General features: G+C 73.1%; 19 protein-coding genes. 8 read left to right on the top strand and 11 right to left on the bottom strand.

The annotated features are described in order from the left end of the window. Position 1: 1 nt before the first annotated feature. Genes BXA11_RS07485 through BXA11_RS07470 form a run of 4 tightly spaced genes read right to left on the bottom strand, consistent with a single transcriptional unit; the run spans position 2 to position 5,504 of the window. Positions 2–1,096, bottom strand: a complete 1,095-nt coding sequence (locus tag BXA11_RS07485; RefSeq protein WP_076433861.1) for a type III PLP-dependent enzyme domain-containing protein — start codon at positions 1,094–1,096, stop codon at positions 2–4. After that, positions 1,093–2,724 (bottom strand): IucA/IucC family protein, encoded by a 1,632-nt coding sequence (locus BXA11_RS07480; RefSeq protein ID WP_076433860.1) that lies wholly within the window; start codon positions 2,722–2,724, stop codon positions 1,093–1,095. The genes BXA11_RS07485 and BXA11_RS07480 overlap by 4 nt, the downstream gene beginning before the upstream one ends. A gap of 3 nt (positions 2,725–2,727) precedes the next feature. Continuing rightward, complete coding sequence (locus BXA11_RS07475; RefSeq protein ID WP_239105223.1) at positions 2,728–4,362, bottom strand: IucA/IucC family protein; 1,635 nt, start codon at positions 4,360–4,362, stop codon at positions 2,728–2,730. Beyond that, positions 4,347–5,504, bottom strand: a complete 1,158-nt coding sequence (locus BXA11_RS07470) for an ATP-grasp domain-containing protein (protein WP_076433858.1) — start codon at positions 5,502–5,504, stop codon at positions 4,347–4,349. The genes BXA11_RS07475 and BXA11_RS07470 overlap by 16 nt, the downstream gene beginning before the upstream one ends. A 129-nt stretch (positions 5,505–5,633) precedes the next feature. On the opposite strand from BXA11_RS07470, the gene nudC reads away from it, so the two are divergent. Continuing rightward, complete coding sequence (gene nudC / locus BXA11_RS07465; protein ID WP_373320661.1) at positions 5,634–6,533, top strand: NAD(+) diphosphatase; 900 nt, start codon at positions 5,634–5,636, stop codon at positions 6,531–6,533. 1 nt (position 6,534) lies between these two features. On the opposite strand, the gene BXA11_RS07460 is transcribed toward nudC, so the two are convergent. Together BXA11_RS07460 and BXA11_RS07455 are read right to left on the bottom strand one after the other, a co-directional pair. Continuing rightward, the gene (locus BXA11_RS07460; RefSeq protein ID WP_030507399.1) at positions 6,535–6,774 is read right to left on the bottom strand and encodes a mycoredoxin; all 240 of its coding nucleotides are present in this window, start codon (positions 6,772–6,774) and stop codon (positions 6,535–6,537) included. A gap of 76 nt (positions 6,775–6,850) precedes the next feature. After that, positions 6,851–7,852, bottom strand: a complete 1,002-nt coding sequence (locus BXA11_RS07455) for an alpha/beta hydrolase (RefSeq protein ID WP_076433857.1) — start codon at positions 7,850–7,852, stop codon at positions 6,851–6,853. Positions 7,853–7,999: 147 nt separating this feature from the next. Between BXA11_RS07455 and BXA11_RS07450 the strand changes: the two genes are divergently transcribed. The 5 genes from BXA11_RS07450 (at position 8,000) to BXA11_RS07430 (ending at position 12,644) form a co-directional block, all read left to right on the top strand. Then, complete coding sequence (locus tag BXA11_RS07450) at positions 8,000–10,054, top strand: ATP-dependent DNA helicase UvrD2 (RefSeq protein WP_076433856.1); 2,055 nt, start codon at positions 8,000–8,002, stop codon at positions 10,052–10,054. Between the two features lie 24 nt (positions 10,055–10,078). Further along, the gene (locus BXA11_RS07445) at positions 10,079–10,975 is read left to right on the top strand and encodes an acyl-CoA thioesterase (RefSeq protein ID WP_076433855.1); all 897 of its coding nucleotides are present in this window, start codon (positions 10,079–10,081) and stop codon (positions 10,973–10,975) included. Between the two features lie 524 nt (positions 10,976–11,499). Beyond that, positions 11,500–11,763, top strand: a complete 264-nt coding sequence (locus BXA11_RS07440) for a WhiB family transcriptional regulator (RefSeq protein ID WP_030507395.1) — start codon at positions 11,500–11,502, stop codon at positions 11,761–11,763. 41 nt (positions 11,764–11,804) lie between these two features. Beyond that, entirely contained in the window at positions 11,805–11,987 is a 183-nt protein-coding gene (locus BXA11_RS07435) for a hypothetical protein (protein ID WP_030507394.1), read from the top strand. Positions 11,988–12,248: 261 nt separating this feature from the next. Next, entirely contained in the window at positions 12,249–12,644 is a 396-nt protein-coding gene (locus tag BXA11_RS07430; RefSeq protein WP_143734135.1) for a hypothetical protein, read from the top strand. A gap of 16 nt (positions 12,645–12,660) precedes the next feature. Here BXA11_RS07430 and BXA11_RS07425 read toward each other — a convergent pair whose 3' ends face one another. After that, positions 12,661–14,004 (bottom strand): ABC1 kinase family protein, encoded by a 1,344-nt coding sequence (locus tag BXA11_RS07425; protein WP_030507392.1) that lies wholly within the window; start codon positions 14,002–14,004, stop codon positions 12,661–12,663. Between the two features lie 112 nt (positions 14,005–14,116). Beyond that, positions 14,117–15,214: a ThiF family adenylyltransferase gene (locus BXA11_RS07420; RefSeq protein WP_076433853.1), complete on the bottom strand. Its 1,098-nt coding sequence runs from the start codon at positions 15,212–15,214 to the stop codon at positions 14,117–14,119. A gap of 200 nt (positions 15,215–15,414) precedes the next feature. Between BXA11_RS07420 and BXA11_RS07415 the strand changes: the two genes are divergently transcribed. Further along, positions 15,415–15,930: a M48 metallopeptidase family protein gene (locus BXA11_RS07415; protein ID WP_051761612.1), complete on the top strand. Its 516-nt coding sequence runs from the start codon at positions 15,415–15,417 to the stop codon at positions 15,928–15,930. Continuing rightward, positions 15,927–16,514 (top strand): glycosyltransferase family protein, encoded by a 588-nt coding sequence (locus BXA11_RS07410; protein WP_083744037.1) that lies wholly within the window; start codon positions 15,927–15,929, stop codon positions 16,512–16,514. Before BXA11_RS07415 ends, BXA11_RS07410 begins: the two co-directional genes overlap by 4 nt. A 15-nt stretch (positions 16,515–16,529) precedes the next feature. On the opposite strand, the gene BXA11_RS07405 is transcribed toward BXA11_RS07410, so the two are convergent. From BXA11_RS07405 to BXA11_RS07395, 3 genes are all read right to left on the bottom strand, one after another. Further along, complete coding sequence (locus tag BXA11_RS07405) at positions 16,530–17,537, bottom strand: endonuclease/exonuclease/phosphatase family protein (RefSeq protein ID WP_083744036.1); 1,008 nt, start codon at positions 17,535–17,537, stop codon at positions 16,530–16,532. A gap of 64 nt (positions 17,538–17,601) precedes the next feature. Further along, positions 17,602–18,144: an NUDIX hydrolase gene (locus BXA11_RS07400; protein ID WP_076433852.1), complete on the bottom strand. Its 543-nt coding sequence runs from the start codon at positions 18,142–18,144 to the stop codon at positions 17,602–17,604. 41 nt (positions 18,145–18,185) lie between these two features. Beyond that, positions 18,186–19,451, bottom strand: coding sequence for a zinc-dependent metalloprotease (locus BXA11_RS07395; protein WP_373320653.1), 1,266 nt, complete (start codon positions 19,449–19,451; stop codon positions 18,186–18,188). Positions 19,452–19,529 lie beyond the last annotated feature (78 nt).

The raw sequence follows: 19,529 nt of genomic DNA, 5'->3' as shown, positions 1-19,529 counted from the left end.
GTCACCTCAGGTAGTGGAACGCGGGCTTCGGGTGCATGAGGAAGTCGTGGTGCGAGATGTTCCAGGCGTACGCGCCGGCCATGGCGAAGGCCACGACGTCGCCGACGGCGAGTGAGGCGGTGACGCGGCGGGCGAAGACGTCCTTGGGCGTGCAGAGCCGCCCCACCAGGGTCACCGGCCCGTCCTCGCCCTCCCCGCCCCCCGGCAGCACCGCGAACGGCTGGTCGTGTCCCTTCGTCACCGGCGTCCGCAGGTGGTGCGTGCCGCCGGACAGGACGGCGAAGCGCTCCCCGTGGACGCGCTTCACGTCGAGCACCGTCGTGAGGTACCACCCGCAGTAGGCCGTCATGGCGCGTCCCGGCTCCACGCGCAGCGTCTCGCCCGGCCGGGCCAGCGCCCGCAGGCCCACGCCGTACGCTGCCCAGTCGAACCGTTCCTCCGGGCGGGTGTAGAAGACGGCCATGCCGCCGCCCAGGTTGAACTCGCGCAGCCCGAGGCTCCTGCCGTACGCCAGGACGGCCTCGGCGAGTGCGAGCAGATCGGGGGCGGCCAGGCCGCTCGCGAGGTGCGCGTGGAGGCCGCGCAGCCGCACCGGCGAGGACCCGAGCAGGGCCAGGCACTCGGCGACGCCGCCGGGGTCCATGCCGAACGGCGTGGCGCCGCCGCCCATCGCGAGCGCCGCCCCGGTGACGGGCACGTCGAGGTTGACCCGCAGCAGCACGTCCGCCGGTTCCCGCATCCGCCGCAGCTCGGCCGGGCTCTCGACGTGCCAGCGGTAGGCCGAGGGGGCGAGGGCCAGCTCGCCGCCGGTCTTTCCCGGCCCGCCGAAGCTCAGCGCGGCCTCCGGAAGAACCGCCCTGACGTGCGCGAACTCGCCGCCGGAGGAGACCTCGAAGCCGTCCACGTGCGGCGCGAGCACCCGGAGCACCTCCGGGTCGGGATTGGCCTTGACGGCGTAGCAGATCTCCGTCCCGGCCAGGGCGGCCCGTACGGCGGCCGCGTGGCGGTCGAGCCCGGCGAGGTCGTAGACGTAGGCGGGGACGTCGTCCAGAGACTCGGCGACCTTCCGAACGCCGGCCGGGACCTCGATGCTCATCGGTGCTCTCCTTCCGCGAACCCGAGCGGATTCGGGACGGGGACGTATCCGGCGGCCCGGTCGGCGGCCCTCGCCCAGCGCACGCCCAGGTTGGCCTTGGCCGGCAGCGGCGCCCCGGCCAGCAGCCGCGTCAGCGGCTCGGCGGTGTCGACGGCGGTGTCGACGGCGGTGTCGACGGCGTGGTCCGCCACGTAACGCTCCAGGGACTCCCGGGCGACCGCCCACAACGCGCGCAGGACGCCGCCGGCCGGGCCGGCCACCGTCGCGGCCACCTCCGCCAGGTGGTTGACGAACAGGCAGTAGGCGACCCGGTTCCAGCCCCGCGTGGCGTCGTACGAAAGAGGGGCGGCCACCTCGCCCGGCACGCCGGTCAGGTCGTGCCGGCCGGCGACCAGCTTGGTGCCCTCCAGGTCGCGGAAGACCGCCTCGACGGGCCATCCGGCGGCGTCGAAACCGACGAGCACGTTCTGCACGTGCGCCTCCAGCGCGACCCCGTGCCGGAAGAAGGCGTCGAGCACCGGGAACGCCACCCGCTCGACGTACGCCTCCCACCACCCGACGGGGTCGGCCGCCCGGCAGGCCAGGACGGTCTCGGGCACCCCGTCCTCGCCCGCGGCCAGAGCGCCGGCGAGGACCGGCGTGGTCCCCGGTCCGCACACCGCCCACGGGCCGGTACGGACGATCACCCCGAGCCCTTCCAGCAGCCGGGCGCCGAGCGCGGCCGACCGGTAGCCGGGCTCGGGCAGCCACCGCGTGCCGGGGAAGCGGCGGGCCAGCCGCTCGAAGACGGGAGCGAGCCGCCGGGTCAGCTCGACCGCGCCGGACAGCTCATACCACGCGTTCTTCCGCACGCAGTTGGTGATCCGCACGTTCAGGCTGAACTTCAGGCACATCCCGGTGCCGGGGTCGTACACGGTCCGGACCGAGGACGTGGGCACGACCGCGCGGGGGGCGGGCCCGAGGTCGGCCAGCCGCCCGTCCGCGAGCGGCCCGCGCAGCTCGGCGGCCAGCAGGTCGAGCTGCCAGGGATGGGCGGGCAGCGGGACGTACCCCGCAGGCGCGCCGACGAACGCGTCGAGCGCCGCCGTGTCGCCCTCCTGGCTGACCAGGTCGGCGCGCACCCCGAGCAGCCGCGGCGCGAACCGCGCGTGCGTCTCCGGCGCGTAGTCCAGCCAGTCGTCGCCCGAGCGCGCCTTGGGAGCGGGGTGGAACGGGTGTCCGGCCACGAGAGCCTGCTCGGAGGCGAGCCACGGGTCGGCGGGCGGGACGGCCCGTTCGCGGGCGGCCAGGATCGCGGCGACCGCCTCCCGCCCGGCTCGCACCTGGGCGGCGAACTCCTCGTTGCCCCCGTCCAGCTCCCGTTCCACCAGCGCGACGAGCGAGGACAGGTCGAGGGGCCGCCAGCGCCCCTCCGCCAGGTGCTCGGGCGGGCCGTCGAAGCGCAGCGCGATGCCGCCGCGGACGCGTACGCGCACCGGCGTGCCCGCGACCCGCAGCGTCAGGTGGGGCCCGGCGGCGTGCACGTGCCCACGAGGGCCGCCGACCTCGCGCAGCCAGCAGCGCAGCAGCGCCCCGAGCGCCGCCTCCTCGGCCAGGGCGGCGTGCGGGTCCAGCAGCAGGCCGTCCACGGGTCAGGCACCCCTCAGGTAGTTGGGGCCGGTCGTGCCGTAGAACTTGTTGACGTCCCTGGCCCCGGTGCGGTCCTTGGCGACGAGCGTCCCGGCGACGACCATCGACTTGCCGGTGAGGCGGGCGGCCTCCAGCGTGCGAGCCCGCAGCAGCCGGGCCATCGGGTCGTCCCCGTACGGCTCCAGCGCGGCCGTCAGCGCCCGTCCGACGAGCCTGGCGGCGGAGCCGGGCAGCGCGCCGTGGGCCACGGCCATGGCGGCCAGGTGCAGGGTGATCGTCACGAAGACGTCGGCGAGCGCGTACGGGTCGTCGGTCAGCATGCGCTCGTCGCCGAAGCCGGGCGCCTCGATCCCCGCCGCGTGCAGCCTCCGGGGTGAGGCCAGCAGCCCGTCGTTGTCCTTGACCAGCAGCCGCATGGGCCCGTCGCCGAACACCAGCGCGAGGTTCTGCTGGTGGGCCTCCAGCGCGACGCCGTACCGGACGAACAGCGTGACGTTCCACGCGAGCAGCGCCGTGAGGTAGTCGCGCAGCAGCGCCTCCACGTCGCCGCCGTGGCGGCGCTGGGCCACCTCGTGCAGGACGAGCCGCCGGCCGCCGCCTCCCTCCGACGGCTGGGGCAGCGGCGCGAGCAGGGCGGCGACCGGCACGATCTCCCCTTCGGGCAGGTCGCGGACGAGCCAGCCCAGGTATTCGTGCTCCGCGTGCCCGTAGGTCTGCTCGCCGGCCAGGCAGACCCGCAGGCCGGGTTCGCGCGCCAGGATCGCGCGCAGCAGCGACTCGGCCAGCGCGCCGTCCCGCAGGGTGCCCGGTCTGATCGACCGCCGGTTGCGCAGGCCCAGCGTGCTGGCCGGGAGCGGCACCTTGAGATGGACGCGCTCGGAGACCTCGACCGTCCGGGTCGACAGGGTGGGCCGCACGACCAGGTGGGACGCGGGCGCGGCCAGCAGCCCGGGAAGCCCGGCCATCAGCGGCTCCGTCAGCGGGTGGACGGGGAGGAGCACGTGCGTGCGGGCGAGATCGGGCGGCAGCCCCACGTCACGCGGCGTCGGCCACCAGCCGGGGAGGTCCGGCCGCGAGAGTGTCACCCGCTCGCGCGGCGCCGCCGCCCACCGCATCGTGAACTCCGGGGCGAACTCGGGCGCGTACGCCGCCAGGTGGCCCGGGGAGATCCCGAGGCGGCAGCGGGCCGTCGGATAGAGCGGGTGGTCCACCGACGCGGCCAGCGACTCATAGCGGATGAGGCCGCGACGCCCGCGCAGCCGCCGGGCCACCTCGCCGCGCATCCGGTGGTGGGCCTCCAGGGCCGCGAGCGCCTCGTGGCACTCCCGCTCGAAGGCGGCGACCCCCTCGGCGTCGGCGGGGTGGGCGACGGCCCGGAGCGTCTCCAGCACCTCCGCCAGGCGGAGGCGCTCGTACGGGGCCGTGGCGAAGTCCTGGAACGGGCTGCCCGCGGCGAGCCCCACCCGCCGTCCCGACGCGAGGACGATCGCGACCCCGTCCTTGTCGTGGGTGACCCTGGCGGAGATCCCGGCGTAGTCCTCCCGCAGCAGGGCGTTCAGCACCCGCGCGGCCAGGTAGTGCTCCCCGCCCGTGGACTCACGGTGATCGCGCGTCGCCGGGATCATGCGAGCACCCAAGGGTGCTCCTTCCTGAAGGCGTCGATCACGGTGTCGACGCTCGCGTGGTCCGGGCCGACGGCGCGGAGCAGGCCGAGGTAGTCGCGGTTCGTGCCCGTCACCTCGACGTGATCGCCGATCCGCCGCAGTGCCCGGTGCCAGAGCCGTACGCCGTCCTTGTGCGTGGAGAGGTCCGGCGGCGCGCCGGCGACCGTGCCGGAGCGCTCGGCCACGAGGCTCACCACGGATCCGTACGCCGCGCACAGGCCGTCGAGATCGAAGGAGGACACCGGTTCGCCCGCGTGGACGCGCAGGATCCACTGGTGCAGGGGCACCCCGAGCAGGTCGGCCAGCAGGAAGTCGCAGGTGTCGCCGATCAGCCGATAGTTGATCTCGATGACGCGGGGGCCGTCCCGGGTGACGGCATACTCGGTGTGGCACACGCCGAAGCCGGCCCCGGCCGCGTCGAGCGCCGCGCCCAGGTGGGCCAGGTGGGCCGTGTCGGGAGGCCGCCAGTCGAGGCGCTCCTCCACGAAGTGCGGCAGCGGGCCGAGTGTGGTGGCGAATCCGCCCAGCATGCGCCGGGTGCCGCCGTCGCCGAGCGTCTCCAGCGTGCGCACCGGCCCGTCGAGGAACTCCTCCGCGACCAGGACCTCCTCCGGCCGCCGCTCCCTCGTCGCCGCGACGGCGGCGGCCAGCGCGTCCGGGCCGTCCACCAGCACGACGTCCTCGCTGGCCACGCCCTGCGCGGGCTTGACCACCACCGGGTACGGCAGACCCTCCGGCAGGCCCGCGCCGGGAGGGATCCGTACGGACCTGACCGGTTCGACGGCGGCGAGGGCACGGCGGGTGAGCGCCTTGTTCTTGGCGGTGACGCAGGCCCGCCAGTCCTTGCCGGGCAGGCCGAAATACTCGGCGGCGAGCGCGGTGGCGGCCTGGAGGTGGTCGGAGTTGGAGAAGATCACGTCGGGCCGGTGGTGGGCGGCCACCGCGTCGACCACCGCGCGGAAGTCGCGGACGTCCACCGCCACGACGTCGTGGCCCGGATACCGATCAGGCTGGTCGGTGAGTATCGTCACGTCCCAGCCCAGCGCGGCCGCGGCGGGGAGGAACCCGCCGGTCACCGAATCGGTCGGGTTGAGCGTGGTGAGGTACAGCCGCACCGGCCCTCCATAGGTAAGGCTAACCTAAGTAAGCGCATCCTAGCCGGGACTCCGATCATTTTGACCGGCGAACGGAAAAGGGCGGGGAGATTGCCGGGGCGGCGCCAGTGGAAGGATGACGGCGTGGAAATCGCGGACGGACTGCTCGGACCCCTGCTCCTGGCGCGCAGCGCCATCGACCGATCGGCGGCCCTGCGCGGCGACGAGGAATGGCTGCGACAGGCGTGGGAGGCGGAGAAGACGCGCGTCCTCCTCATTCACGACGGCCGCACGCTGGTCCGCCGCTTCACCGACGGCGCGGCCCTGGTGCTCACCTCGCCGGCCGAGGCGCCGGAGGGCATCCGCTACCTGCTGGGCGTGGACGAGGACGGTGTGGCCTACTTCGCCGTTAACACGCCGCTCCCGGAGGGCGACGTCGCGGGGCTCAGGGAGGCCGCGGTGCTGCTGGACGACCGCGACGCCGGGCTGCTCGTCTACGCGGTGGCCCTGGAGGCGTGGCACTCGACACATGAGTACTGCCCCAGGTGCGGCAGCCTCACGGACATCACCGCGTCGGGCCACATGCGGGTGTGCCCGCGCGACGGCAGTCAGCACTTCCCGCGCGTCGACCCCGCGGTGATCATGCTGGTGCACGACGACGAGGGCCGGATCCTGCTCGCGCGCGGCCCCGAGTGGCCCCGAGGCCGGATGTCGGTGCTCGCCGGGTTCGTCGAGCCGGGGGAGTCGCTGGAGCACGCGGTGGCCCGCGAGGTCCTGGAAGAGGTGGGCGTCGCCGTCACCGCGCCGCGGTATCTCGGCAGCCAGCCCTGGCCGTTCCCGCGCAGCCTGATGCTCGGGTTCTTCGCCCGCGCCGTCACCACCGACCTGCGTCCCGACCTGGAGGAGATCGCCGAGGCCCGCTGGCTCTCCCGGGAGGAGCTGGAGACCCAGGTGCGGTCGGGCGACCTGGTGCTGCCCGGCCAGGTCTCGATCGCCCGGAGGCTGATCGAGACCTGGTACGGCGCGCCGATCCCCGACACCGACTGGTGAGTCAGCAGGCGCCTTCGAGGTGCCGCTTCACCTCGGCGACCGAGGGGTTGGTCATGGTGTGGCAGTCCGCGACCACGGTGGGGACGACCTGGTTGCCGTTGTTCACGCTCGCGACGAAGTCCGCGGCGTCCGGGTGGCGCTCGATATCCACCTCGCTGAAGACGATGCCCTCCCGGGTGAGCTGGCTCTTCAGCCGCTTGCAGGGGCCGCACCAGCTCGTGGTGTAAACCGTCAGCGCCATCTGTCGTCCCTTCCGTGCGCATCACTGTTGCCGAGAGCAGTCATGGCAACATCGTGAGCGCGCCGCATGTTCCCGGCTATCCGGCGACGCGGCCCAGCCGGGCGACGATCCAGGACTGGACGGTCTCGGCGACCCCCGGCTCCCGGTACAGCGGGGAGCTGTGCTGGGTGCCGGCCATGGTCTTGACGATCATCCGGACCCCGACGCTCGCCAGCGAATCCTTGAGCATCTCGCTCTGGTACGGCGGGACGAACTCCTCCGAGGAGTGGAAGGCGAGCATCGGCGGGTCGCCGGGCGAGGCGTGGAACGGCACCTCCATGCTCGACCAGATGCGCGGGCACTTGGCGGGCGTGCAGCCGCCGGCCAGCTTGATGGCCGCCTTGCGCAGCTTCTGCTGCTCCTTGGTGCCGAACGCGCTGCCGTCCGCGAACGCGGAAAGCGGCGAGACGGGCGGGGAGATCCCGACGACGCCGCGCAGGCCCGGCCGGCCGTCGCCGTACGCGCCGACGGCGGCGGCGAGGTGGCCGCCGGCGGAGAACCCGACCAGGACGTAGCGGCCGGGGTCGGTGTTGAAGGACGCGGCGTGCCTCCGCACGGCGCTGACGGCGGCCAGGACGTCGGTGCGCTGCGCCGGCCAGGCCGCGTCACCGGACAGCCGGTAGTCGAGGTTCACGACCGTGTAGCCGAGCTCGGAGTAGCTGCGGCTGATCGACTTCATGTACTTCTTGTCGCCCCCGGACCACCAGCCGCCGTGGATGACGAACACGGCCGGGCGCCGCGGTCCGGTGGTGTGCCACCACACGTCCATGGTCTGGCGCGCGTGCGAGCCGTAGGCGTAGGTGTGGATCCGTACGTCGGGCGGCGCGAGAGCCGACGACGGCGAGGCCGACGGAGACGGCGAGGAGGAGGGCGACGGGCTCGCGGAGGGCCGAGCCGGGGGCCGAGCCGAGGGCCGCGCGGAGGGCGTCGCGGACGGGTTGGGGGAAGCGGAGGGACGGTGGACGGGGGCGCCCGCCGAGGTGGCCGCCTGGGCGTCCGGCGGGGCGAGCATGAGGGTGGCGAGGGCGGCGGCGCCCATGCCTAAGACAGTTCGGACCGCGGTGGCCACGGTGTGTTCCTCCCCGATGTCGCGTCGTGCGCCGACCGGTCCCCGGGACACGCTCGGTCGGCTGCTGGAAGGATGATGCCAGTAACAACGTCCGCAACGCATGTTGGGAGCCGTTCCTTGGACGTCCTCGACGGTCTGGATCCCGAGCAGCGCGAGGTCGCCCAGGCGGTGCGCGGACCGGTGTGCGTGCTCGCCGGCGCGGGGACCGGAAAGACCCGCGCCATCACCCACCGCATCGCGTACGCCGTGCAGACCGGGGTCGTCGAGCCGCAGGGTGTGCTCGCCGTGACCTTCACGACCCGCGCGGCGGCCGAGCTCAAGCAGCGGCTGCGCGGCCTCGGGGCGGCCGGCGTGCAGGCCCGCACGTTCCACGCGGCGGCCCTGCGCCAGCTCAGCTACTTCTGGCCGCGGGTGATCGGCGGCGACCCGCCGCAGGTGGTCGAGTCGAAGCTGCCGCTGCTCGTGGAGGCGGCCAGGCGCCTGCGCAGGAACCCCGACCGCGGCGAGCTGCGCGACGTCGCGAGCGAGATCGAGTGGGCGAAGGTCACCCAGGTCGGTCCCGAGGACTACCCCGCCGCCGCGGTCAAGGCGCGGCGCACGCCGCCGATCGCGCCCGAGGAGGTGGCGCGGCTGTACGAGGGGTACGAGAGCGTGCGCCGCCAGCGCAACCTGATCGACTTCGAGACGATCCTGGAGCTCACGGCTGCCGTGATGACCGAGCACCGCGAGGTCGCGGCGCAGATCCGCCAGCAGTACCGCTATTTCGTGGTCGACGAGTTCCAGGACGTCAACCCGCTGCAGAAGCTGCTGCTCGACACCTGGCTGGGCGGGCGCGACGACGTGTGCGTGGTGGGCGACCCCAACCAGACGATCTATTCGTTCACCGGCGCGACGCCCCACTATCTGACCAACTTCGCCGTCGAGCACCCCTCGGCGGCCGTGATCAGGCTGGTGCGCGACTACCGCTCGACCCCGCAGGTGGTGACGCTGGCCAACCGCGTCATGGCGCGCTCGCCCCACCGGCTGGAACTGGTCGCCCAGCGGCCGGACGGTCCCGAGCCGGTCTTCACGGAGTATGACGACGAGCAGGCCGAGGCGCTCGGCGTCGCGCTCACGGTCAAGAAGCTGATGGCCGACGGCGTGCCCACCCGCGAGATCGCGGTGCTGTTCCGGGTCAACGCCCAGTCGGAGGCGTACGAGCAGGCGTTCACCGACGCCGGCGTGCCCTACCTGCTGCGCGGGGCGGAGCGGTTCTTCGAGCGGCCCGAGGTGCGCCAGGCCGTGGTGCTGCTGCGCGGCGCGGCCCGGTCGTCGGCCGACGAGCCGCTCGCGCCCGCCGTGCACGCGATCCTGTCGGGCATCGGGCTCACCGCCGAGCCGCCCGGGGGCGGAAAGGCCAGGGAGAAGTGGGAGTCGCTCAAGGCGCTCGCCGACCTGGCCGAGGACATGGCGGCCGACGGCGCCGACCTGCCCCGGTTCGTCGGCGAGCTGGAGCGCAGGGCCATGGAGCAGCACGCGCCGCCGGTCGAAGGCGTGACGCTCGCCTCCCTGCACGCCGCCAAGGGCCTGGAGTGGGACGCGGTCTTCCTCGTCGGCCTCACCGACGGCATGGTCCCGATCGTCTACGCGGAGACGCCGGACCAGATCGAGGAGGAGCGGCGGCTGCTGTACGTCGGGATCACCCGGGCCCGCGAGCACCTGCACATGTCGTGGGCGCTCGCCCGGTCGCCGGGAGGCCGCCGCGCCCGCAGGCCCTCGCGCTTCCTCGACGGGCTGTCCCCGCGTACGGCGAGCGTGGCCCGGGCCGACCGGCCGGGAGGCGCGGGCGGACGGGCGAAGCGGTCGGCGGCGCCGCTGCACTGCCGGATCTGCGGCAAGACGCTCTCCGCCGCGGCCGAGCAGAAGCTGGGCCGCTGCGCGACGTGCCCCGCGGACTACGACGAGGCCCTGCTCGAACGGCTCAAGACGTGGCGCACGGCGGCGGCGAAGGAGGCCAAGGTGCCGGCGTACGTCGTCTTCACGGACGTCACCCTCCAGGCCATCGCCGAGCGGGCGCCCGCCTCCGAGGAGGACCTGCTCGCGATCGCCGGAATCGGACGCGTCAAACTTGAGCGGTATGGCGACGCGGTCCTCGAGCTCTGTCGCGGCGCCGATAGTGTTACCGACGAGTAATACCCCCGTGCGCTGGAGGTTTCCGTGAACTCGGCCCTGAAGGAGCTGCTGGACCTGCTCGACCTCGAACCGATCGAGCTCGACATCTTCCGGGGGCGCAGTCCGGAGGAGCGCATCCAGCGGGTCTTCGGCGGTCAGGTGGCGGCGCAGGCGCTCGTGGCGGCCGGCCGTACGGTGCCGTCCGACCGTATGGTCCACTCGCTGCACGCCTACTTCATCCGGCCGGGGGACCCGGCCGTCCCGATCGTCTACAACGTCGAGCGGGTGCGCGACGGGCGGTCGTTCACCACCCGGCGCATCACGGCCATCCAGCACGGGAAGGCGATCTTCTCGATGTCGGCGTCGTTCCACATCGATGAGCCGGGCGTGAGCCACCAGGCCGTGCGCATGCCGCAGGTGCCGGATCCCGAGACCCTGCCGACCTTCCAGGAACGGATGCTCGACGTCGTGGGCGACGAGCCGGGCTGGCGCGAGCTGCTGTCCAAGCCGCGCCCGGTGGACGCGCGGTACGTGAACGCGCTGACGTGGGAGGCCGCCCACGACCCCGCCCTGATCACCCCGGAGAACAACGTCTGGTTCCGGTACGACGCCGACCTGCCCGACGACCCGGTGCTGCACGTCGTGCTCGCGGCCTACGCCAGCGACTTCACGCTGGTGGACACCGTGCTGCTGGCCCACGGGCTCGCCTGGGGGTCCTCGGCGGTGTCCGGCGCGTCGCTGGACCACGCGATGTGGTTCCACCGGCCCTTCCGGGCCGACGAATGGCTGCTGTACGCCCAGGAGTCGCCCTGGTCGGGGGCGGCGCGCGGGCTCGCCCGCGGGCAGATGTTCACCGCCGCCGGGGAGCTCGCCGTATCCGTGGTCCAGGAGTGCCTCATCCGGGTGTCGCCCGCGCTGCACGCCGGTGTCACGAAGTCGTGAAAATCGCAGGTAGAAAATAGGTTGCCCACCCTGCCGCGGCGGTTTAGGGTCTTGGACAAGTCAGCCGGACGCTTCGCTCCGGCACGATCGCACTGAAATGGAGGTGAGTCCAGTGAGGAACATAACGACATCCCGCACGCTGTGGCTCGCCTCCGCATGCCCGGCCGCCATTGTCATGCCGACGAAACTGCGGCGTGGCGGGGCCGCCTCTGCCCAGACTCCGGTGACCGGAGTCCCGGGCTCGGCCGCCTTCGGCGCGTTCGCCCGCCTGGCCAGCCACCGCAACCCCGTCCAGCGTCCGGTCTATGTGCACCGGCCGATGGGCGATGAGCAGATCCGCGCCGCCGCTCGCGGCGGTGCGCAGGGTCCGCACGATGCCTGGAGAGGACCAGTCATACCCTGACCGGTCTCCACCTCCAGGCCGCGGATCCGCACTAGGATCCGCGGCCTTCTTGTTTGTCGGCCACGAATCCACACCCCAGAACGAGGACACCCAGACCAATTCATTCAAAGAGGTGACGCAGATGGCGGCCCCGGTCATGGACCTGATCGAAGCCGAAATCCCCTGTCGTACCGAGCCCGACCTGTGGTTCGCCGAGTCTCCCGAGGACGTGGAGTTCGCCAAGGCGCTCTGCGGCGGCTGCCCGATCCAGAAGGCCTGCCTGGCCCGCGCGCTGGAGCGCGAGGAGCCGTGGGGCGTCTGGGGCGGGGAGCTCATCCTGCGGGGGGTCGTCGTGCCCCGCAAGCGTCCCCGTGGGCGCCCGCGCAAGTCTCCTGTCGCCGCCTGACCAGCAGCAACCACAGCAATTCCGGAAGGAACCGATTTCAGATGAGCATCTCCCCGACCACCGCCCTGTATCTGCACCAAGAACTGGCGCATGAGCGAATACGAAACCTCCACCGCGAGGCTGCGGAGGAGCGGCTGGCCGGCCGTATCAGGAGCGTGCAGAGGGCACGCCGGCAGGCCGAGCGCGCGTCCCGGCGGCTGAGCTCCGCGCTGGCGCGTATGTGACGCGCGCCTGACGCGACAAGCGGCGAAGTGAACCGATGACGAAGGCCCGGGCCCGGCTGACGGCCCGGGCCTTCGGCCGTCCTCGTAAAGATGAGATCACCGAACGCACAGGAGATCGCCTGCCGCGGGAGCGGGCGAGGACCACGGGGTATGAGCCGGAGCGCCGCCCCAGGCCGGATGGTCACGGGCGGCGGGCGAAGTGGTGCACGAGCGGTGGGTGGGACTCGGATGGGCGACCGTACGTCAGGCGCACGTGATCTCGTGGCGGGTGCGCGACGGCTCGCCGTCACCGCGCTCGTCGTCGGACTGTGGGGTTCGGTCACGCCGGGGGCCGAGGCCGCGCCGATCACCGGAACACTCCGGGTGGCCCGCCACGGCAACGGCAACGGGGACGGCCACGGCGCGACGCAGGTCACCGGGGGCACCAACACGTCGAACTCGCCCACCATCAAGAGCCCGCCCAAGCAGATATCGGGGGGCCGGCGCAACGTGAACGCCCCCGCGGCCAACAGCGCCGTCACCTTCGCCGGCGTCCAGCAGGTGTCGAGCGTCAGCGTCTTCACCAACACCCTCAACGGCAACTGCAAGCGAGGGATCAAGAGCTGCGTCATCAACCAGAACCTGCGGACGGTCGAGAGCCGGGGCGGCGGCCGATAGCGCGGAGCGCGCCGGCTCAGGTCAGGGCGAGCGCGCTGTCCTCGGATTCGCCCGTCTCGTCGGCGAAGCCCGGCACCCAGCGCACCACCTCGTCCCGGAAGCGGGCGGTGGCGCCGAGCTGGCACAGCACGCCGACGCCGGCCGCGTGCACGCGGTGGATCAGCACATACGACGCGGGCAGGTTGAGCTGGCGGACCACGCTGTTCGACCGCAGGTCGGCCACGGTCGCCGCCTGCTCCCGCAGCCACTCCCTGCTGAAGGCGAACTCTTCGACCCGGGTCGGCTCGACGTACGGCGCGAGGAAGGCCCGCAGGGCGTCGACGTCGACCTCGATGTGGGGGCGGATGAACCCTTCCGCACGCAGCCCGCGCTCGACGGCGTCCATGTCGCCCTGGTTGAAGATGCGCGTGAGCCTGCCGAAGGCGACGGGGTAGCCGTCGGGCATGCGGTTGACCGCCCCGAAGTCCAGCACGCCGAGCCGCCCGTCCTCCAGCAGCCAGAAGTTGCCGGGATGCGGGTCGGCGTGCAGCATCCCGACCCGGGCGGGGGAGCAGAACAGGAAGCGGACGAACAGCAGGCCGGCGTGGTTGCGTTCCTCCTGGGTGCCGTCGGCGATGATCCTGGAGAGCGGGGTTCCCGTCATCCACTCGGAGACGAGGATCTGCTCGTTGGCCGCGATCACGGCGGGCACGTGGAAGTCCGGGTCGTCGCGGAACTCCTCGGCGAACGCCTGCTGGGCCTCGGCCTCCTTGAGGTAGTCGAGCTCCTCGGCCACCCGCTCCTTCAGCTCGGCCAGCACCGGCTTGATGTCCAGGCCGGGCAGCAGCGCGCCGAAGAGCTTGCCGAGCCGCGCGAGCTGGTTGAAGTCGGAGATGAGCGCCTTGCCCGCCCCCGGATACTGGATCTTCACGGCGACCGGGCGGCCGTCGTGCCACACGGCGCGGTGCACCTGCCCGATGGACGCCGCGGCGCTCGGCCGGTCGTCGAACTCCAGGAAGTTCTCCCGCCAGTCGTCGCCGAGCTGCTCGGTCAGGACCCGGTGGACGGTGGCGGCCGGAAGCGGCGGCGCGGCGTCCTGCAGGCGTGTCAGCGTCGCCCGGTACGGCCCGGCGATCTCGGGCGGCAGCGCGGCCTCGAAGATCGACAGGGCCTGGCCGAGCTTCATCGCCCCGCCCTTGAGCTCGCCGAGCACCTTGAAGACCTGGTCGGCCGTACGTTTCTGGATCTCCTGGGCGACGATCTCCGCGGAGGCGCCACCGAGCCGCCTGCCCAGTCCGAGCGCGGTGCGGCCGGCGAACCCGAGAGGGAGTGTCGCGAGCTTCGCCGAGCGGGTCACGGCGCGGTGGGGAAGGTCACTCACACGACCATTGTCGGCGATGAAGAGTGCTTTCGACCACAATTTCCGATCGAGCGGGCACCCGGGCTCCGGCGGGCGCGACCCTCCCGGGGGAATAGGCCGTCTATGAGATTGGTCACATCGTCACTGCCGTGACGGGAGTATCCGCCGGTGAGAGGCGTGCCGCGCCGGTCGGGTCGCTCAGGACGCAGCCGCAGTCGGCGTGCGGCTCGCAGGCGCGGTGCCGCCAGCGCCACCCGGGCGACACCTCCAGCAGGCCGCCGGGCACGCGTCCCTCGTCGAGATAGGCCAGAGCCTGACCGGCCGCCTGCGCGGCGACCAGGCAGGACAGCACCGCGTCGCAGGCGATCTCGCCCGCCGGGTAGCCCCCGAGCCGGGCGCCCACGAGCGGCCAGGAAGGATCCCGGTCACGGCGGCTGAGATCGAGGCAGCGCAGGCAGGGGGTGAGCCCGGGGACGACGAAGGGCCCCACCGAGCCGTGTCCCTCGAAGGCGCAGACCAGCAGGTGCGGCACCCCCTCGGTGACGATCTCGTGGACCAGCGTGGCGTCGAGCGGGGCGGCGGGCGCGAGGATCACGAGGTCGGGGCGCACCCCGCCGTCGGACAGGCGGGAGGCGGCCCGCCCGGGCCAGGCGTTGACGGCGGGGGAGATCCGCCGGGCCGCGAGCACGGCGGCCTCCTCGCGGGTCATCCCTGCCTCAGCGCGGCCGAGCCCGCCGGGGACCACGTCGCCCGCGGTGGCCGTGCCGGGATCGACCACGCAGATGTGGCCCACTCCCGCCGCGGCGAGCAGGGTGACGACCCGCGCGCCGACCCGGCCGGCGCCGTACACGCGGACCCGGGCCGCTCTCCGCGCGGACAGGGCGCCCATGCCGCCGTCGGTGGAGGTCAGCGCCAGCCTGTCCAGGTCGGGGCGGAGGCGGTCCCGCTCGGCGAGCGGCAGGTCGGCGAGGGGTTCCGGCCGGGCCGCTGCGTCCTCGATCAGGCCGTGCGCGGCGAGCCGGGCGACGACCTCCCGGGCGGACGCCTCGTCGAGGCCGCTGCAGGCCACCGCCTGCCGGAGGGTGCGGGCGCCGTCCAGGCCGTCGATCAGGCGGCGCACGGGCGGCTCGACGCCGGTCAGCACGACGGCCCGGAGCGGGTGGACGCCGAACTGCAGCGTGCGGCCGTCCCGTTCTACCCGGCGCAGGACGGGCTTGAGGCGAGGTCTCATAGTCGCCAGACCTTGCCATACACCGGGAAGGCGCGGCGTCGGTACCTGCGGGGCTGTGGATAATTACCGGGGTGATCGTGGCCGGTGAATATCCGCAACCCCGTAGTTTTCACGCCCGCAAGGTCACGTTCGCCCGATTGACCAGGGAGAACGTGTACCACCCCCTGTGGAATTCGGCGCGTGTCGGCTACCTTTCATATGTGCCCCCCGAGACAGTCGAGGTTCGTCGGAGCGCACGACGGCGGCGAACCGTTTCCGCGTACCGCGATGGAGACAAGACCATCGTGTTGCTTCCGGCTGGTTTGAGCACGACCGACGAGGAGCAGTGGGTACGCCGCATGCTCGACCGCCTTGCGGCCAAGGAGCAGCGAAGACGCCCGAGCGACGACGACCTGCTCGAGCGGGCGGCGGAGCTGTCGGCGCGCTACCTGGACGGCAAGGCTTTGCCCACCAGTGTCCGCTGGGTGGAGAACCAGATGCACAGGTGGGGCTCGTGCACCCCCGACCACGGGACGATCAGGCTGTCGGTCCGGCTGCGGGGCATGCCGGCCTGGGTCGTCGACTACGTCATCATGCACGAGCTCGTCCACCTGCTCGTGCCGAGTCACGGCCCGCGCTTCTGGGCCCTCGTGGAGCGCTACCCGCGGGCGGAACGTGCCAGGGGTTTCCTGGAGGGCTTCTCGATGGCCGCCAACGGCTCACCGGAGGAGTGTTGACCCGGATCGCCGCGGTGCTGGTCACTCCGGGCATGGCGGACGCGGCTCCGCCCGGCGTGGACCCGGCCGAGTTCCTGACGGCGATGGCCGAGGACACCTACGAGATGGTCGCCGGGCTCGAACTGGTGCGGCCGGTGATCCTGTCGGCCGGCGTGCCGGGGCTCGAGGACATCGCCTGGCCGGGCACGCCCGTCCTGCGCATCGCCTCGCCCGCCGACGCATTCGCCGCGCTGCCCGCCGGCGACGAGACCGCGGAGGAGGGCGTGATCGTCAGCGCCGACGCCCCCGACCTGCCGCCGCTGCTGATCGGAAAGCTCTTCCGGGAGCTCGGGCGGGCGCACCTCGCGGTCTGCCCGGCCGATGGCGGAGGCGCCGTCGCCGTGGCGGCGCGCCTGCCGGTCCCCGGGTGGGCCGCGCCCGATCTCGACGAACCCGACGCCGTCGCGGCGATGCGCCGCCGGGCGCCGGGTCCCCGCATGGTCGCCACCGGCCCCGGCTGGCACCGGCTCAGGAAACCGCAGGACGTGGCCCGACTCGATCCCGGCCTCGAGGGCTGGGACAACACCCGCGCTCTGCTGACCTGAGTCCCGCTCGGGGACTCACAGGCGTGCGGGCAGGCGAAGCTCGGCGAAGAACGCCCGGTGGTCGCTGCCCGGGACCCGGTGAACGCTTGTGCTCACCGCCGAGGCCCGCTGGTCGTACAGCACGTGGTCGATCGTGATCAACGGCGGGAACCGCCGGTTGGCGGGCCAGGTGGCGGTCAGGCCGTCGCCGGTCGCGTCGGCCGCGTCCGCGTAGCCCCGCCCGAGCACCGCGCGCAGGGCGGCGTGATCGAGGCTCGCGTTGAAGTCGCCCGCCAGGACGCGTACGACGCCGGGGGACGCGGCCGGGAGCGCCGCCAGCTCAGCGGTCCACCGGGCTGCGTGGGGACCGTTCAACGGGGCGAGGGTATGTACGTCGACGATCTCCACGGGCGGCCCCGAGGGCAGGGCGAGCCGGGCCCTCGGCATCTTGTGGCCGCCTTCGGGCACGAAGTCGGGCGCCTCGGTGAGGGGGTGGCGCGCGTAGATCCCGCTGCCCGAGGGGCCGGGCCCGTCCTCCAGGTGCCGGTAGGGCAGCAGGCTCGCCACACCCGCCGCGTCCAGCGCCTCGACGGCCTCGGGGGTGAGCTCCTGGGTGTTGAGCACGTCCGGGTGGAGCCTGCGTACGAGGTCCACCACGGTCGTGGCGTCGCCCGCGCCGAAGAGGAGGTTGACCGTGAGGATCCGCAGCGACGGCCCGGTGGCCGTGGAGGCCGAGCCGGCCGCGCGCGGCAGGACCACGGCCGCCAGGAGGACCGACGCCGCCACCGCCACCGCGATCACTGTCGCACGGCGGGCGGCCAGCGCGATCAGCACCGCCAGGAGCGACGCGGCGGCGACGTAGGGCGTGCCCGTCATCAGTGCGACGCCCACTTCCCCAAGGGGGACGGCGCCGTCGGCCCCCGTGAGGCGGGCCGCCGCCCAGATCGCGAACGGCGCCACCGCGATCCACGCCAGGAGCGGAGGGACCCGGAGCCTGCGGCGCGGGGGAGAGACGATCTCACCGCCCACGTCCACCTTGGTCATGTGGCGACACTAACCACCGGATGCGAAACGCGATGTAAGGAGCACGTGCACGAACCGTGCGGAGTCAGGCGCGGCACAGCGACCGGGCGCGGCGGGCCAGCCGCCGCGTGGCCTCGTCGCTCAGCTCCGGGATCTCCTCCAGCGGGAACCAGCGCAGGTCGAGGGACTCCTCGCTGATCACGGCCTCGGCCCCGGGAGGCGCGACCGCGCCGTACTCGACGTCCAGATGCCAGCTGTGCGGCGGGTGGCACCAGACCTTGTGCCGGTCGAGCGCGAGCGGCCCGTCCAGCAGGGTCAGCCCGGGGATGCCCGACTCCTCGGTGGCCTCGCGCAGGGCGACCCGCGCGAGCGTGGTGTCGGACGCCTCGCAGTGCCCGCCCATGGGCAGCCACATCCCGGCCTTGGGGTGCAGGGTCAGCAGCACCCGCTCGCCGTCGTGCGACAGGACGGCCGTCGTCGCCGTGAGGTGGCCGGGAGCGCACTCGCGCCACATGGCGTCCTCGTGGCTGCGCAGGTGCGACAGGAACTCCTCGCGGAGCCGCTCCTCCTCGGGGGTGGGCGCGACCCATCCGGCCAGTACGGCTTGCGCGTCACGATGCAGGCTCACCGGCGCAGCCTACCGACAGCCGGTGAACCTCGCGGCCGCTGCTACTCGCCGCTCTCCCCGCCGGAGCCGGGCTCCTTGGGCTCCTCCAGAGCCGACAGGTCGAACTCGGCCTCGCCCTTCACGAACGACTCGGGGTTGTCCAGGTCGTCAGCGGTGGGCATCAGGTCGGGGTGACCCCAGACGGCGTCCCTGCCCTCGATCCCGCGCTCGTCGCCCAGGGCCTTCCACAGGGCGGCCGCCTCGCGCAGCCGTCTCGGGCGCAGCTCCAGGCCCACCAGCGTGGCGAAGGTCCGCTCGGCCGGACCACCCGTGGCGCGGCGGCGCCGTACGGTCTCGGCCAGCGCCGCGGCGGACGGGAGCTTGCCCTCGGCGGCGGAGTCGACCACCGTGGCCACCCAGCCCTCGACCAGCGCGAGCGCGGTCTCCAGCCGGGTGAGCGCCGCCTTCTGCCGCTCGGTCTCCTCGGGCTTGAGCAGCTCGCCGCCGCCCAGGACCTCCTGGATCCGCTCGGGGTCGCTGAGGTCGAGGCCCTGGAGCTTGTCCTGCAGAGCGGACACGTCCACCGTGATGCCCTGGGCGTACTCCTCGACCGCGCCGAGCAGGTGCGCCCGCAGCCACGGCACGTGCTGGAAGAGCCGGTGGTGCGCCGCCTCGCGCAGCGCCAGGTAGAGACGGATCTCGTCGGAGGGCGTCTCCAGGCCGCTGCTGAAGGCGGCCACGCCGCCGGGCAGCAGGGCGGCGGTGTCCGACAGGGGAAGGCCGATGTCGGAGGAGCCGACCACCTCGCGGGCGAGCGAGCCGAGGGCCTGGCCGATCTGCTGGCCGACCATCATGCTGCCCATCTGCCTGAGCATGCCCATGAGCGGCCCGGCCATGGCCTGCGCCTCGGGCGGCAGGCCCGACCCGCCGAGCGTGCCGCCCATCGTCTCCACCATCTGGGCGGCGACGGGATCGCACAGCTGTTTCCAGACCGGGATCGTCTTCTCGATCCACTCCGACCGGCTCCATGCCTGCGGGGTGGTCACGCCGCTCGGCAGCGTGGTCACCTCGTTGAGCCACAGGTCGGCCAGGTTGAGGGCCTCGACGATCTGGCGTCGCTCGCCCTCCATGACGCTCGGATCGCCCTCGGCGACCACGGCGTGCCGTGCGATGTTCTTCGCCATGTCCCAGTTGACGGGCCCGGCCTCCGGTGAGGCCGACAGCATGTCGGCGAACTGCCGCATGGCCGCGGCGATCTGCTCCGGGCTGCCGAACATGGCGAACGGGTTGTCGTTGGGGTCGTTTTCGCGACCTGGCAGGTCAGTCACCGCGCCACCTCGTGCAGGATGGAGGAGTCCACATCCGCCACGTTATCCGCCGTGGGGCGGATCAGTGCAAAGTGAGGA

The sequence above is a fragment of the Microbispora rosea genome (assembly GCF_900156315.1).
In the GTDB taxonomy this organism is placed as follows: Bacteria; Actinomycetota; Actinomycetes; order Streptosporangiales; family Streptosporangiaceae; genus Microbispora; species Microbispora rosea.
Note: the sequence above shows the minus strand (reverse complement) of the source record. Positions and strands in the feature narration are given on the sequence as shown.

Bases quoted from the DNA above. Each gene is read 5' to 3' on its own strand.
- BXA11_RS07485 (WP_076433861.1), bottom strand. From the start codon at position 1,096: ATGAGCATCGAGGTCCCGGCCGGCGTTCGGAAGGTCGCCGAGTCTCTG.
- BXA11_RS07460 (WP_030507399.1), bottom strand. From the start codon at position 6,774: ATGGCGCTGACGGTTTACACCACGAGCTGGTGCGGCCCCTGCAAGCGG.
- BXA11_RS07455 (WP_076433857.1), bottom strand. From the start codon at position 7,852: ATGGGCGCCGCCGCCCTCGCCACCCTCATGCTCGCCCCGCCGGACGCC.
- BXA11_RS07440 (WP_030507395.1), top strand. From the start codon at position 11,500: ATGGCGGCCCCGGTCATGGACCTGATCGAAGCCGAAATCCCCTGTCGT.
- BXA11_RS07435 (WP_030507394.1), top strand. From the start codon at position 11,805: ATGAGCATCTCCCCGACCACCGCCCTGTATCTGCACCAAGAACTGGCG.
- BXA11_RS07420 (WP_076433853.1), bottom strand. From the start codon at position 15,214: ATGAGACCTCGCCTCAAGCCCGTCCTGCGCCGGGTAGAACGGGACGGC.
- BXA11_RS07405 (WP_083744036.1), bottom strand. From the start codon at position 17,537: ATGACCAAGGTGGACGTGGGCGGTGAGATCGTCTCTCCCCCGCGCCGC.